At 71.7% G+C, this 13,819-nt stretch carries 17 protein-coding genes; 9 read left to right on the top strand and 8 right to left on the bottom strand.

Annotated features, from left to right (window positions below):
- Window positions 1-6: 6 nt before the first annotated feature.
- Window positions 7-804, bottom strand: coding sequence for a coenzyme F420-0:L-glutamate ligase (cofE, locus tag BJY17_RS11355; protein ID WP_179551446.1), 798 nt, complete (start codon window positions 802-804; stop codon window positions 7-9).
- A 53-nt stretch (window positions 805-857) separates the two neighbouring features.
- Here cofE and BJY17_RS11360 point away from each other — a divergent pair, with 53 nt between their 5' ends.
- The 4 genes from BJY17_RS11360 (at window position 858) to BJY17_RS11375 (ending at window position 3,476) form a co-directional block, all read left to right on the top strand.
- Window positions 858-1,412 carry a DUF6328 family protein gene (locus BJY17_RS11360; RefSeq protein ID WP_218889895.1) on the top strand — a complete coding sequence of 185 codons (555 nt, stop codon included), beginning with the start codon at window positions 858-860 and terminating at the stop codon, window positions 1,410-1,412.
- Between the two features lie 47 nt (window positions 1,413-1,459).
- Complete coding sequence (locus BJY17_RS11365) at window positions 1,460-2,296, top strand: exodeoxyribonuclease III (protein ID WP_179551447.1); 837 nt, start codon at window positions 1,460-1,462, stop codon at window positions 2,294-2,296.
- Window positions 2,297-2,397: 101 nt separating this feature from the next.
- On the top strand, window positions 2,398-2,748 hold the full coding sequence (locus BJY17_RS11370) for an ArsR/SmtB family transcription factor (RefSeq protein ID WP_322789819.1): 351 nt from the start codon (window positions 2,398-2,400) through the stop codon (window positions 2,746-2,748).
- Complete coding sequence (locus BJY17_RS11375) at window positions 2,745-3,476, top strand: cation transporter (RefSeq protein WP_179551448.1); 732 nt, start codon at window positions 2,745-2,747, stop codon at window positions 3,474-3,476. Before BJY17_RS11370 ends, BJY17_RS11375 begins: the two co-directional genes overlap by 4 nt.
- A 60-nt stretch (window positions 3,477-3,536) precedes the next feature.
- Here the strand turns inward: BJY17_RS11375 and BJY17_RS11380 are convergent, their stop codons facing one another.
- Both BJY17_RS11380 and BJY17_RS11385 read right to left on the bottom strand, forming a co-directional pair.
- On the bottom strand, window positions 3,537-3,995 hold the full coding sequence (locus BJY17_RS11380) for an RNA polymerase sigma factor (protein WP_179551449.1): 459 nt from the start codon (window positions 3,993-3,995) through the stop codon (window positions 3,537-3,539).
- 44 nt (window positions 3,996-4,039) lie between these two features.
- On the bottom strand, window positions 4,040-4,768 hold the full coding sequence (locus BJY17_RS11385; protein WP_179551450.1) for a hypothetical protein: 729 nt from the start codon (window positions 4,766-4,768) through the stop codon (window positions 4,040-4,042).
- Window positions 4,769-4,865: 97 nt separating this feature from the next.
- Between BJY17_RS11385 and BJY17_RS11390 the strand changes: the two genes are divergently transcribed.
- The 3 genes from BJY17_RS11390 to BJY17_RS11400 are packed head-to-tail and all read left to right on the top strand — an operon-like array spanning window position 4,866 to window position 7,415.
- Window positions 4,866-6,122 (top strand): serine/threonine-protein kinase, encoded by a 1,257-nt coding sequence (locus BJY17_RS11390; protein WP_179551451.1) that lies wholly within the window; start codon window positions 4,866-4,868, stop codon window positions 6,120-6,122.
- Entirely contained in the window at window positions 6,119-6,550 is a 432-nt protein-coding gene (locus tag BJY17_RS11395; RefSeq protein WP_179551452.1) for a hypothetical protein, read from the top strand. The genes BJY17_RS11390 and BJY17_RS11395 overlap by 4 nt, the downstream gene beginning before the upstream one ends.
- Window positions 6,551-6,596: 46 nt before the next feature.
- Complete coding sequence (locus BJY17_RS11400) at window positions 6,597-7,415, top strand: alpha/beta fold hydrolase (protein WP_179551453.1); 819 nt, start codon at window positions 6,597-6,599, stop codon at window positions 7,413-7,415.
- Between the two features lie 48 nt (window positions 7,416-7,463).
- Here BJY17_RS11400 and BJY17_RS11405 read toward each other — a convergent pair whose 3' ends face one another.
- The gene (locus BJY17_RS11405; protein ID WP_179551454.1) at window positions 7,464-8,303 is read right to left on the bottom strand and encodes an SDR family oxidoreductase; all 840 of its coding nucleotides are present in this window, start codon (window positions 8,301-8,303) and stop codon (window positions 7,464-7,466) included.
- 41 nt (window positions 8,304-8,344) lie between these two features.
- Window positions 8,345-8,815, bottom strand: a complete 471-nt coding sequence (locus BJY17_RS11410; protein WP_179551455.1) for a GNAT family N-acetyltransferase — start codon at window positions 8,813-8,815, stop codon at window positions 8,345-8,347.
- A gap of 92 nt (window positions 8,816-8,907) precedes the next feature.
- Here BJY17_RS11410 and BJY17_RS11415 point away from each other — a divergent pair, with 92 nt between their 5' ends.
- Window positions 8,908-9,372, top strand: coding sequence for a GNAT family N-acetyltransferase (locus tag BJY17_RS11415; RefSeq protein ID WP_179551456.1), 465 nt, complete (start codon window positions 8,908-8,910; stop codon window positions 9,370-9,372).
- Between the two features lie 57 nt (window positions 9,373-9,429).
- Here the strand turns inward: BJY17_RS11415 and BJY17_RS11420 are convergent, their stop codons facing one another.
- Genes BJY17_RS11420 through BJY17_RS11430 form a run of 3 tightly spaced genes read right to left on the bottom strand, consistent with a single transcriptional unit; the run spans window position 9,430 to window position 12,229 of the window.
- Window positions 9,430-11,091 carry a DUF5671 domain-containing protein gene (locus BJY17_RS11420; protein ID WP_179551457.1) on the bottom strand — a complete coding sequence of 554 codons (1,662 nt, stop codon included), beginning with the start codon at window positions 11,089-11,091 and terminating at the stop codon, window positions 9,430-9,432.
- A complete protein-coding gene (locus BJY17_RS11425) occupies window positions 11,091-11,564 on the bottom strand; it encodes a hypothetical protein (RefSeq protein ID WP_179551458.1) in 474 nt (157 codons plus the stop codon). Before BJY17_RS11425 ends, BJY17_RS11420 begins: the two co-directional genes overlap by 1 nt.
- Window positions 11,565-11,617: 53 nt before the next feature.
- Complete coding sequence (locus BJY17_RS11430) at window positions 11,618-12,229, bottom strand: TetR/AcrR family transcriptional regulator (protein WP_179551459.1); 612 nt, start codon at window positions 12,227-12,229, stop codon at window positions 11,618-11,620.
- A gap of 68 nt (window positions 12,230-12,297) precedes the next feature.
- Between BJY17_RS11430 and BJY17_RS11435 the strand changes: the two genes are divergently transcribed.
- A complete protein-coding gene (locus BJY17_RS11435) occupies window positions 12,298-13,764 on the top strand; it encodes a DHA2 family efflux MFS transporter permease subunit (RefSeq protein ID WP_179551460.1) in 1,467 nt (488 codons plus the stop codon).
- Window positions 13,765-13,819 lie beyond the last annotated feature (55 nt).

Raw genomic sequence — 13,819 nt, forward strand, 5'->3', positions numbered from 1 at the left:
GGAGGGTCACTCCGCGGCGGCCAGCGGCCCCTCGGACTGCGCTTCGTCGAAGCCGTCGCGGTACCCCTCGTTGTACGCCTCGTCGGCGCCGACGCGGAAGAGGTCGCGCTCGGCGGGGCGCTGGATCGACCGCGCCCCCGGCAGGTCGAGGTCGCCCACGAATCGCCCGAGGCCGCGCACGACCGCGACGGGCACGGCCGACGACTTGCCCTTGACGAGCTCGGCGGCGCCGGCGATCTCGTCGGCCACGCACGGCATGGTGACCGAGAGCGGCTTGCCCGAGGCATCCGTGGACCCGCGCAGGTCGTCGAAGACGTGCACGCCGGCCGCGCCGATCGCTAGGTCGGTCTGGCCCTCGCGCCACGGCCGGCCGAGCGTGTCGGAGAGGATGACGCCGACCCGCGCACCGGTGAGGGCACGGATGCCGGTGGCGAGCGCCCGTGCGGAGGCATCGGGATCGACCGGCAGCAGCAGCACCGTGCCGTCGGCTGCGTTCGATGCGTCGACGCCGGCAGCCGCGCCGATGACGCCCTGCCGGTTCTCGACGATGCGGGTCACGCCGCCCTCGTACTGGCGGGTCGCGACGACGCGGACGGTCTCGTCGGTGATGGCCTGCTCGCGGTCGGCGGCCTGCACGACGCGCCCCTCGGCCTTGGAGACGATCTTCGAGGTGATGACGAGGATGTCGCCGTCTGCGAGGTCGGTCGCGTCGACGATGAGCGCGGCCAGGTCGGCGCCCTTCGTGATCTCGGGCAGACCCCCGATGCCTTCGATGCTGAACTTCACGGCCACCCCCCGCTCCATGGATACTGACTCGATCCTTGCAGCTTCCGTGGTGCCGCTGCCAGAATTCGGCCATGGCGCACGAATCCGAAGCCGCCGCCGACGACGTGGAACCCGCCCGCGCCGATCCCGCCGACGTCCACGGCGAGCACACCGAGACCCGCCGGGAGACGTACGGCGAGCGTCTCGACCGCAAGTGGAACGATGTCCTGCAGGAGCTTCGCGCCGTGCAGGCCGGCACGCAGATCATCACAGGCTTCCTGCTCGCGGTGGCGTTCCAGCCGACGTTCGCCGAGCTCGAGCGCTACGAGCTCGCCCTCTACCTCGTGCTCGTCGTGCTCGCCGCGACGGCGACGATGCTGGGTCTCGCGCCCGTGATCCTGCACCGCGAGCTCACCGGACAACACCAGAAGGAGCGGGTCGTGCGGATCGCCAACCGCATCCTGCTGACCCTGCTCGTCGTCGTCTCGTTCCTCACCGCGGGCGTCGCGAGCCTCATCTTCGACGTGGCCGTGAACCAGGTCGCGGGGTTCATCGCGCTCGGGGTCAGCCTCATCCTGCTCGCGGTGTTCTGGATCGTGGTGCCGCGGGTCGGTCGTCCCTCGCTGCGGGAGCGGCTGCGCCCCTGACTCACCCGGCGCGGCCTCGCGTCGGTGCCGCCGAATAGGCTGGGACCATGCGCATCGCCACCTGGAACGTCAACTCGATCCGCGCCCGCGTGGCGCGCACCGTCGATTGGATGGTGCGCGAAGACGTCGACGTGCTGGCGATGCAGGAGATCAAGTGCAAGCCCGAGCAGTTCCCGATCGAGGCGTTCGAAGAGGCGGGCTACGAGGTCGCGATCCACGGCCTGAACCAGTGGAACGGCGTCGCGATCGCGAGCCGTTCGCCGATCGGCGAGGTCGAGACCTCGTTCCCCGGCATGCCCGGCTTCCTCAAGGGGCTCGAAGGCCCCGACCAGCCGCAGGAGGCGCGCGCGATCGGCGCGACGGTCAACGGCGTGCGGGTGTGGAGCCTCTACGTGCCCAACGGCCGCTCGCTCGACGACCCGCACTACACGTACAAGCTCGACTGGCTCGCGGCGCTCACGGAGTACACGCGCGCCGAGACATCCGCTCGGCCCGAAGCGCCCTTCGCGCTCATGGGCGACTTCAACATCGCACCGCTCGATGAGGACAACGGCGACCCGGCGGTCATCGAAGGCGTCACGACGCATGTGTCGCCGGCCGAGCGTCAGGCGTTCTTCACGCTCGAGAACGCCGGCGTGACGGATGTCGTGCGCCCGCGCATCCCCGAGGGCTACACCTACTGGGACTACAAGCAGCTGAAGTTCCCGCGCAACGAGGGGCTGCGCATCGACTTCATCCTCGGGTCGGCGGCATTCGCCGAGGCCGTGACCGATGCCTCGATCCACCGCAACGAGCGCAAGGGCGACGCCCCGAGCGACCACGTGCCGGTGCTCGTCGACCTCGCGATCGGCGATGACGACGACGATCGCCCGATGATCTTCTAGGCGGTCGACTCGGGCGTCTGCGCGCCGCCGCGCCGCGAGAGCCGTGCCATCCGTTCGATACAGGCTTTTGTGAATACACGATCTGCTGTATCGTCACCGACGTGACCGAGCACCTCGTGACTGAAACGGCGACCCTGACCCACACCGCGGCGCTCGCGCGCCTCGGGCACGCGCTCTCCGACGAGACCCGCGCCCGCATCCTGCTCTCGCTCCGCGAGGCGCCCGCCTACCCGTCGGACCTCGCCGAGTCGCTCGGCGTCTCACGGCAGGTGATGTCGAACCAGCTGGCCTGCCTGCGCGGCTGCGGGCTCGTCGAGGCGGTGCCCGACGGTCGGCGCACCTCGTACCGGCTCGCCGGCGAATACCTCGCACCGGCGCTCGGCGACCTGCTGCGGCTCGTGCTCGTCGTCGACCCGGCGTGCTGCTCGAGCGAGGGATGCACCTGCGCATGACGTCCGTACCGCTGACGCCCGGCCCGGGCACGCCGGGCACCCCGGGCCGGCGCGCCGACGCCGCCCTCTCCCCCGAGCGCCGCGTCGTGCTCGTGCGACGCATCCGGCTCATCGTCGCGGCGACCATCGCGTACAACGTGATCGAGGCGATCGTCGCCCTCGCCGCCGGCTCGGTCGCCTCGTCGGCCGCCCTCATCGGCTTCGGCCTCGACTCGATCGTCGAGGTGCTCTCGGCCGCCGCAGTGGCCTGGCAGTTCGCCGCCCCCGACCCCCACAAGCGCGAGCGCGTCGCCCTGCGCCTCATCGCCGTCTCCTTCTTCGGCCTGGCGCTGTTCGTGTCCATCGACGCCGCCCGCGCGCTGCTCGGGGCATCGGAGCCCGAGCACTCCCCGATCGGCATCGTGCTCGCCGCCGTGAGCCTCGCCGTCATGCCGCTGCTGTCGTGGTTCGAACGCCGCACCGGCCGCGAACTCGGCTCCGCCTCAGCCGTCGCCGACTCGAAGCAGACGCTGATCTGCGCCTACCTCTCGGCGGCGCTGCTCGTGGGCCTGCTGCTGAACAGCCTGCTGGGCTGGGCGTGGGCCGACTCGGTGGCCGCACTCGTCATCGCCGCATTCGCGGTGCGCGAGGGCATCGAGGCCTGGCGCGGCGACGCGTGCACGGTGCCGGTGTCGGTGCTCACGGGCGAGCGCGAAGCCGAGGGCGACGAGCACGACGACTGCTGCTGACCGGGCGGGGCGGCGCCGGTGGCGCCCGCGCCCTGACGCGCCCGCTCCCCGGTGCTCACGTCAGCGCGGCGTCCGCACCGCGAGCTGCGCGCGGAGCTCCTCCTTCGCTCGCTGGTACCGGCCCCGCACGGTCGACGCCGGCATGCCGAGCAGCCGGCTGATCTCAACGAGCGACCAGCCGTCCCAGTGCACGAGGGTGACGATCTCGGCGAGGTCGGGATCGAGCCGCTCGAGCAGATCCCGCATCGCGACGACGTCCGCGGGATCCTCGACCGGGCGGGCCGTCAGCACCTCACGGAGGGCGCCGCCGAGACGCTCGCGCCGCGCCTCGCTGCGGGCCGCGTTGCGGAGCACGTTCCGCGCGACGCCGAACAGCCACATGCGTGCGGGCTCGACCTCCCGCGGGAGCTCCGACCTGCGGCGCCAGGCGATCAGCATCGTCTCCGCGAGCAGGTCGGCGCCGTCGGCACCGACCCGGCGTTCGAAGTACGCGAGCAGGTCGGGGGAAGCTTCGGCCATGAGCGCCGCGTAGTCGCGTTCGTCGCGCGACCGACTGCGGCCGATCACTCGTCGACCCCGGTGCACTTCTCCTGGCCCGACCAGCCGACGCCGACCATCGGCAGGCCTCGACCCTCGACGTACTCCGTCATCCGGTTCTGGATCGCGCTCGTGACGGCCATGTTGTACTCGACGTCGGCGTCGTAGTTCTCAGTGCCGTACCCGAACCGGGTCCTCGAGCCGTCGTCCTCCTCGATGAAGTTCTCGTCGACGACTCGGCCCGAGACGATCGCATTCTCGACATCGGCTTCGGTGAAGAGGTCCCCGGCCCGCAGGTAGTCGCGCACCGCATCGGCCGACCGCGGATCCGCCTCCACGCCGTCAGGGCGAGCCGGGTCCGGACTGTAGGTGACGTCTCCGAGGCGCAGCTCGCAGGCGCCGCCGCCCGGCAACGAGTAGGTGACGATCGCATCGGGATCCTCGGCCCACGCCTGCCACTCGGTGGTCGCGCTCGTGCTCGTGCCCCAGAACTGCGACCAATCGACCATGGTCGCGGCGAACGCCGCACCCGCTCCCCCGACCAGCAGCACCGGTGCCAGCACGGCAGCCGCGAGAGCCGCCCGCCGCCGATGCGACGGCCGGTCCGGCGCCATCGCCGACTCCGCCATCGCCGCCAGCCGGGAACGCACCTCGGGTGTCAGCCCGGTGCTGGGGCGCGCCGCCGCACCGAGCATCCGGTCGAGATCGGGATCCTCGTCGAGCCCGCGAAGTCCATCGGTGTTCGTGGTGTTCATCGCCACGTCTCCATTCGTCGAATCATGCCCTACCCAGGTCATGTCCGGCATCGCGCGATTCGTCCGTCTCCCAGCCGGCGGCGATACGCTCGAACACGTGACCAGCTCCCCCGACCGACCCGGCGACGGCCCGTTCACGGGCGTGACGTTCGATGGCCGCTACCGCCTCGACGGGCTCATCGGCCGCGGCGGCATGGCGAGCGTCTATCGCGGCGAAGACCTGAGCCTCGGCCGCCCGGTGGCCGTGAAGGTGTTCGCCGAAGCTGCCGAGGGCATCGACGACGCGGCGCGGCGCCGCTCCGAGACGGCGCTGCTCGCGAGCGTCGAGCACCGCGCACTGGTGCGCCTCTACGACGCCGCCCACGACCCCGCCACCGATCGCGAGTACCTCGTGATGGAGCTCGTCGACGGCCAGGACCTCCGCAAGACGCTCCAGCACGGCCCGGTCGGCGCAGCGGATGCCGCGGGGCTCGCCGCCGACCTCGCCGAAGCGCTGCACGTGATCCACGAGCGAGGCATCGTGCACCGCGACGTGAAGCCGGCGAACGTGCTGCTGGCACCCGCTCACCTGCCCACTCGCGCCTGGAATGCGAAGCTCGCCGACTTCGGCATCGCCCGCCTGATCGACGATGCTCGCCTCACGCGCACCGGCGCCTACGTCGGCACGCCCGGCTACCTCAGCCCCGAGCAGGTGAGCGGCCGTGCGCCGGGCACCGCGTCCGACATCTACTCGCTCGGGCTCGTGCTGCTCGAGGCGCGCACCGGGCGGCAGGCGTTCCCCGGCCCGGCCGTCGAGGCGGCAGCCGCCCGCCTCGTGGGCGACCCCGAGATCCCCGTCGAGCTCGGCCCCGAGTGGGTCGATCTGCTGCGCGGCATGACCGCGCGCGAGGCATCCGATCGGCCTTCCGCCCTCGACGTCGCGATCGCGGCCGGCCGGCTGCCGAGCGTGGCGGAGCCCTCGGCGACCGAGGCGACCCGAGCGGATGCCGCGGCGACCGTGCTGCTCGAGGCATCCGATGCCCCCACCCTGGTGCTGCCCGCTTCGCGCACCGTCGCAGCCTCGTCGACCGCGACGACGGCCGTGCTCGGCACCCCCGAGGGTGCCGATGGGGCCGTCGCCGCTCGGGCTGTGGCGTCCGCGTTCGAGCCGGCGCCGACCCCCTCGCGCCGCTGGGTGCGTCCGGCGATCGCCGTCGGGCTGCTCCTCGTCATCGCGATCGGCATCGCTCTGCTCGTGCCGCCCGTGGTCGCGAGCCTCACCGGGCCGCAGCCCGTGCCCACCGAGACGCTGCCGACCCTGCCGGGCGAGCTCGGCGTGCATCTCGAGCAGCTCGAGGAGGCGGTGACGCGATGATGCACGCACGACCTCGCACCATCGTCGGCGCCGGACTCCTCGCCGGGTCGCTCGTGTTCGGGCTGGCCGCCTGCGGTCAATCACCTGAAGCGGTCAGCGCCGATCTCCACTCCTCGGTCGTGCAGGTCGCGAATCGCGCTGCCGACGGCGACTATCTCGGCGCGATCGCCGCCCTCGCCCTGCTCGAGAACGACGTGACCGCGGCCGTCGACTCGGGCACCATCGGCGAGCAGCAGGCCGCCGACATCCGCGAGGCGATCGCGCTCGTGCAGGCCGATCTCGAAGCCGCCGAGGTCACCGACTCCGTCACGCCCACGCCGACGCCGTCGGAGGACGACGACGACGACAACGACAACCGCGGCCCGGGCAACAACAACGGCAACAAGGACAAGAAGGACAAGAAGCAGGACCAGGGCGACGACGACTGAGCGCACGCCGTGACGGCGGGTCGACCGCAGTGCGTAGCATCGGGGGATGCCAACGCTCACGGTTCCCGGTGCCGAACTCCACTACGAGTCGGCGGGACGCGCCTCCGCGCCCGCCCTGCTCCTGATCCCCGCCGGCATCGCGACGCTGCGCATGTGGGACGAGCAGATCGATGCCCTCGCCGAAGACCACGTCGTCGTGCGGTACGACCCCCGCGGGTTCGGCGGCACGCGCCACGACGAGTCGGTGCCGTTCGCGAACCACGCCGACGCGATCGCGCTGCTCGACCACCTCGGCATCGCCGAGGCGACCGTGATCGGCGCGAGCCGCGGCGGGCGCATCACGCTCGACACCGCACTCGCCTTCCCCGACCGTGTGCGCGGCGTCGTGACCGTCGGCTCGGAACCGGGCGGATTCCCCGACCTGCCGCTCACCGATGAGGAGCAGCGACGGTTCGACGAGATCGAGGCGATCGACCCGGCGGTCGATGCGGCGCTGCTCATGCGCCTCGAGGCGGCTGTGTGGGCCGTGGGTCCGCTCCGCTCCGAGGCCGAGGTCGATCCCGGGTTCGTGCGACGGGCGTACGAGCTGAACGCCCCGAACGCCGCGCACGCGACCGACGACGGCACCATGCTCCCGCTCGAACCGCCGGCGAACGAGCGGCTCGGCGACATCCGGCTGCCCGCGCTCGTGACCGTGGGCGAGTACGACCTCAGCCCGGTGCTCGCGGCGTACGACCACCTGCTCGAGCGCCTGCCGAATGCGACGGGTGTTCGGTTCGCAGGCACCGCGCACCTGCCGAGCGTCGAGCGCTCCGAGGAGTTCACGAGCGTGCTGCGCGACTGGCTGGGCGAGCACGGGCTCTGAGCGATACGGCGCCCGGTGTCAGCGGCGCGAGCGCTGCGGCGCCCGGTGTCAGCGGCGCCCCGTGAACCGGTCCATCGAGCGGTACACGCCGAAGCCGTCGCCGACGACGCGGTCGAAGACGCGCGTCGGCAGCAGTCCGCGCAGCGCCCGCGAGAAGCGAACGCTCCTCGGCAGCTCCAGCAGGGGCCGGCCCTCGAGCATCGCCCGCCACACGCGGTCGACGACGTATCCGGGGTCGAGCACCGGCGCGAGCACCGGACCGCGGGCACCGGCGAACATGCCGGTCGCGATGTAGCTCGGCGTGACCGTGGTCACCTTCACGTTGCCGTGGTCGGACTGCTCGAGCTCGAGTCGCAGCGAGTCGCTCCAGCCGATGAGCGCCGCCTTCGACGCGGCGTAGACCGCCATGCGGGGGTTCGCGAGCGTGCCGGCGGCACTCGCGATGTTCACGATGCGCGCCGCACGATACGCGTTCGAGATCATGCCGGGCAGGAACTCGCGGGCGATGTACATCGGCGCGAGCGCGTTGACCTGCATGGTCGTGCGGGTGTCGTCGCCGTTGTCGGTGTTCCAGAAGTTGCGGTTGCCGCGCACGATGCCGGCGTTGTTGATGAGCACGTCGGGGTTGCCGACCTCGCGCCGCACGCGCTGGGCGGTCTTCGCGATCGCACCGAGATCGCCGACATCGACGACGAAGGACTGGATGCGCGTGCGCCCCCGCGAGACCGCGCCGAGCTCGTCGACGGTGCGCGCGAGGGCGGCCGCATCGCGGTCCCACAGAGTGACGGATGCCGCGTGCTCGGCCACCGCCCGTTCGGCGTACATGCGACCCATGCCCCCGGCCGCGCCGGTGATCAGGACCCTCGCGCCGCGCACCGTTCTCGTCATCCCACCATTTTCGCCCACCACGGGGCATCCGCTCGCCGCGGTCAGTCGAGGCGCTTGGCCATGCGCATCGAAGTCGTCTCGTAGCCGAGCGACTCGTAGAGACCGCGGGCGGCGGCGTTGAACGCGAAGACGTTGAGGCCGATCGAGTGGGCGCCCTGCGCCCTGGCGTGCGCCTCGGCGAGGCGCATCGCCTCGCGCCCGAGACCCCGGCCCCGGTGCTCGGGCTCGATCAGCACGTCCCAGATCCACCACGACCGGTCGTCGCCGCTCGTGTCGGGGCCGATCCAGAGGTAGCCGACCGCGATGCCCGAGTCGTCGACGACGTCGAAGACCTCGTGGCCGGGGGTCGGCGCGCCGCCCGGGAACGATTCGGCCATCCCCTCCGCCGCGTGCTGCAGGGCCCATTCCTCGGACCTGCCCGTCGCGATCAGATCGCGGGCGTACTCGCCGGCGCTGCGGTCGATCCACTCGGGAAGCCGGGCGCGGTCGAGCGGTCGGAGCGAGGCGGTCATGGGCGAAGCCTGCCACACTGCGCCGCGATTCGACGGATCCGGACCGCCGGGCACCCCTCCCCCTGCGATCGACGTCGTGGCACCATGGGCGGATGACCGACGACGTTCGACTCCGACCGAAGACCGAAGCCGAGACGGCCGCCTGGCTGCCCGTCGCGATGGCGGCGTACGAGCAGGCGCGGCAGCGCGCCGGCGACACCGCCGAGCAGGCGGTCGTCGGCCGACGCGCCTCGGAGGACCAGTACTTCCCCGACGGGCGGCTCATCGACGGGCACCTGCTCTTCACCGTCGAGGCCGACGGCGAAGACGCCGGCTGGCTGTGGATCGGCCCGATGAGCGAGCCGGCCAACTGGTACATCTGGGACGTCGCGATCCACGAGACGCACCGCCGCCGAGGGCTCGGCAGCCGCGTGATGCTGCTCGCCGAGGAGGTCGCGCGCGACCAGGGCGCGGTGAACCTGCGCCTGAACGTCTTCGGCTACAACACGCCGGCGATCCGACTCTACGAATCGCTCGGCTACGAGACGGCCGCGATCCACATGCAGAAGGTGCTCTGACGACGAGCGGATGCCGCGGCATCCGCTCGATCGACGGAATCGCGCCCGGCCTGCCCGTCAGTCGGCCAGGCGGATCACCTCGACGCGGTCACCCGGCCCCGCGATGACGAGCACGCGCTTCGCGGCGACGCCGTCGAGCGCGGCCACGATCGCACGGGGATCGGGGCGCGCAGCGGTCTCGACCTCGATGGGCGGCTCGGGCTCGGCTGCGTGCTCGGTCTCGGTGCCGGCCGCGACATCGGCCCTCCGCCAGAGGGTGACGGAGGCACCCGTGGCGCGGATCGCCTGTTCGACCTCGGTCGTCTCGCCGCCGGCCACGAGGATGACCCGGCCGACCCGCTGCTCGGGAGCCGGCCCCGCTGCCGCGATCACCGACCGGTCGCGACGCCACACGGCGAAGTGGTACCCGAACACGAGCACGGTGGCGACGAGCAGGCCGAGCGGAGCGCGTATCTGGTCGATCAGGCTCGCGCCGCTCGTCGAGGCGAGCCCGAATGCGAAGAGCTGGAAGCCGACCACGAGCAGGGTGATGAGCGCGACGATCGCGCTCAGTCCGAACACGGCCACGAGGTAGATCCGGCGGCCGGGGTAGGCGATCTCCGCCGGTTCGGCGCGCTCGGTCGGCCGCCAGCTGAACCACCAGACGGGCCCCCCGACGACGAGCGCACTGATGCCGCCGAGCAGGAGGGAGCGGGTGTCGGATGACGCGAACGGGTCGACGAGCGCGGCGAGCACGCTGTTCACGATGATGCCGATGCCCGTGGCCGCCCCGACGAGCCCGGCCCCCGACATGACGAGCATGCTCGCCCGGCGGGTGCCGTCGGACCGGCCGGCGGCGATCCGACGGTGGTAGGTCCACACCGTCGCGCCGACGAGCGCCGAGGCGATCGCGGCCCCCAGCGGACGCAGGATCTCATCGGAGGACGCGCCGGCGTCGAAGGCGATCCGAAGCCCGACCCAGAGCGACGTGCCGAGTCCGCCGAGCATCAGCAGGCCCGCAGCCATCACGCCGACGACCACGAGGGTCACGGAGGCGAGGCCCGTGTCGAGTCGCTTGGCGCCCTCCCGGTGCCAGTGCCACCACCAGATCGCCGCGCCGGCCACCGCCCAGATCAGCCCGTCGACCGGCAGCTGCCACCACGGGCTGCCCGCGATCGTGGTCTGGGAGATGCCGCGGATCGCGGCGCCGAACAGTGCTCCGAGGGCGTTGACGGCCCCACCGGCACCGACGACGAGTCCGAAGACGGATCCCGCGACCGCGGGCACGGTCTGCAGCCGGACCGGATGCTTCACCGGATGCCGCCACATCCATCGGTGCCACACCCAGACGAGAGCCCAGACGACGAAGGCGGCGAAGGTGCCGGGTCGCCAGGCGTCGTCGACGAGCGACGCTGCCGTGCCGACGAGCATCGAGGTCGCCACGATGAGCGCCACGGTGTACATGGCGGTCAAGTAGAGGCCCCAGCCGAGCGATGCGCGCTCGGCGCCGTCGTGCAGCCGACGCCAGACCGACCACCACAGCACGGCCGCGAGCGGGCCGCCGATGAGCGCGAACGCGAGTGAACGGGCGAGGTCGACGGTGCTGCCGAACACCAACTCGGTGCCGACGCCGAGCAGTCGCTCGAGGAGGCCGGCGACGCCGATCGCGGCGATCGTGACGAGTGCGAAGAGGAGCGAGTAGACGATCAGGCGGCGAACGGTGCCCTGCGCGCTGCTCATCAGTCCACCACCGCGGGCTCGCAGATCGTGAGCGGCCAGGGCGTCGATTCGATGAGCCAGCCGTCCCCGTTCCCGACGAGCTCGAACTCGGCCTTCTCCTCGTAGCTCGAGGAGTCGAAGGGTCCGGCATCGTAGGTGGTGGTGATGAGCACCTGCACCTCGGCGGTGTCATCGTGCTGCGTCGTCGAGACATGGGTCACGCGCAGGTCCTGGGAGTATCCGCCGTCGAACTCGCGGCAGGGGTCGCCGAGCTCGGGGACGAGGTAGTCGACCGCAGCCGCTTCGTCGCCGTCGATGACGGCGGTCGAGTACCGCTGCACCACGCCTTCGGGCGTGGACTCGTCGAGGAGCTGTGGCGTGCCGCGGGTGAAGACCACGACGAGGGCGACGACGACGAGCACGCCGATCACGGAGAGGATCACGATGAGCGTGCGATTCGGCCTCGTTGCGGGCTCCGCCGGGGATTCGACCATGCACACATCATGGCGCACGCCCGCCTCGGTCGACGCTGGCGATCTCGGAGGCGTCACCAGGGCTCGCCGGCGGCGGGCAGCAGGGTTCGCACCTTCTCGACGGCGTCGGGGAAGCAGGCGTCGAGCACCTCGGTCGCCGAGACCTCGTCGCCGTAATCACCCGTGAGCCGGAGGCCCACGATCGTGTTGATCAGCATGCCGGTGGCGATGAACTCGCGGGCCTGCTCGGGTGTGAACCCCGCCTCGTCACGGAGGAATCGCCAGATGCGGCTGAACCCGGCGCGGGCGACGCGGCCGATCTGGGGTTCGCCTCCGAGCGCCGTGGAGTTCGCGACGACGGGGAGCATGCCGCGCTCGACCAGGAGCTCGGTGTACGCCGTGCCCATGCGCTCGCCGACTCCCTCCGGCGCCCCCGGCAGCGCTGCCCGGAACACGTCGATCATGCGGTCGTACGCGCGATCGATGACCTCGATGAAGAGCTTCTCCTTCGTGCCGAAGAGCCGCACGACGTAGGGCTGGCTGACTCCGGCGGCCCGGGCGACCTCGTCGGTCGTGGTGCCGACGTAGGTCTTCGCGCCGAAGACCGCGGTGGCGGCCTCGAGGATGAGCTCGCGGCGGTCGGCCGCCTTCATGCGCGGAGCCGTGGGAACCGATTCGACCGTCATGGTTGACATGTTATCAGTCGATTACTACAGTTCGTTGTAATCATCCGATAACAACAAGGAGCGCCGTCGTGTCCACCACCCTCGATGCCGCAGTACGCCCCTCCACGCGTCGTTCCGGCGCCCGACGACCGGGTCCGCTCTGGCTCGTCCTCCTCGCCACGGCACTGCCGATGTTCATGGCGACGCTCGACAACCTCGTCATGACCAACGCGCTGCCCGTGCTGCACGCGGAGTTCGGGGCATCCGTCGAAGAGCTGCAGTGGTTCATGAACGCGTACACACTCGCGTTCGCGAGCACGATCCTGATGGCGGTCGCCCTCGGCGACCGATTCGGGCGACGCACCCTCTTCATCATCGGCATCGCGGTGTTCACGCTGAGTTCGGCGCTCGCCGCCCTCGCCACCGATCCGGGCCAGCTCATCGCCGCGCGAGCCGTGCAGGGCTTCGGCGCCGCCGCCATCATGCCGCTCTCGCTCACCCTGCTCGCGGGCGCCGTGCCGCCGGCACGCCGCCCCCTCGCCATCGGCATCTGGGGCGGGGTGGCGGGCCTCGGCGTCGCCACCGGACCGCTCGTCGGCGGCGCGGTCATCGAGGGCTGGGCCTGGCAGGCGATCTTCTGGATCAACGTGCCCGTCGGCGTGATCTCGATCGCGCTCGTGCTGCTCGCACTGCAGAACAGCTTCGGCGCCCGGCTCCGCGCCGACGTCTTCGGCCTCGCCCTCTCGGGACTCGGCCTCCTCGGCCTCGTCTACGGCATCGTGCGGGGCAACGAGGCAGGCTGGTCGAGCGCCGAGGTGCTCGGCAGCCTCATCGCCGGCGGCGTGCTCCTCGTCGGCTTCGTCGTCTGGGAGTCACGCGCCTCGGCGCCGTTGCTGCCGCTCCGACTCTTCGGCGATCGCAGCTTCACGGTCGCGAATCTCGCGGGGTTCGGCTTCAGCTTCGGCGCGTTCGGGTCGATCTTCATCCTCATCCAGTTCCTGCAGGTCGTGCAGGGCGCGACCCCGCTCGAAGCCGCGGTGCAGACCTCGCCGTGGACGCTCGCCCCGATGGTCGTCGCGCCGCTCGCCGGGGCGTTCGCCGGGCGCGTCGGCACGCGCGCCTTCATCGTCGCGGGCCTCGCAGCCCTGTCGGCGGCGCTCTTCTGGTTGACGGGTCTGCTCGACGCCGACACCGAGTACTCGGCCTTCGTGGCCCCGTTCATCCTCGCGGGCGTCGGCATGGGCCTCGTGTTCGCCCCGTCGGCGACAGCCGTGCTCGCGACCATGCAGCCCGACGACCACGCGAAGGCCAGCGGCACGAACTCGATGCTCCGCGAGGTGGGCGTCGCGCTCGGCATCGCCGTCTCGACGGCGGTCTTCACCGGAGCCGGCGGCGCACTCACCCCCGCCGACTACACCGTCGGCGCCGAGCCGGCCGTCGTGGTCGGCGCATCGGTGCTGCTCGCCTCGGCGCTCATCGCCCTGCTGCTGCCGGCCGGGCGGGCGACGCCTGCAGCGACCGGCGCGCCGACCACGACGGCCGCCCTCGTGCACTGACGGCCGTCAGATGACGAAGTCCCCACCGGCAGCGCCGTGTGGGGACTTCGTGCGA

Source organism: Agromyces hippuratus (genome assembly GCF_013410355.1).
Lineage (GTDB): Bacteria > Actinomycetota > Actinomycetes > Actinomycetales > Microbacteriaceae > Agromyces > Agromyces hippuratus.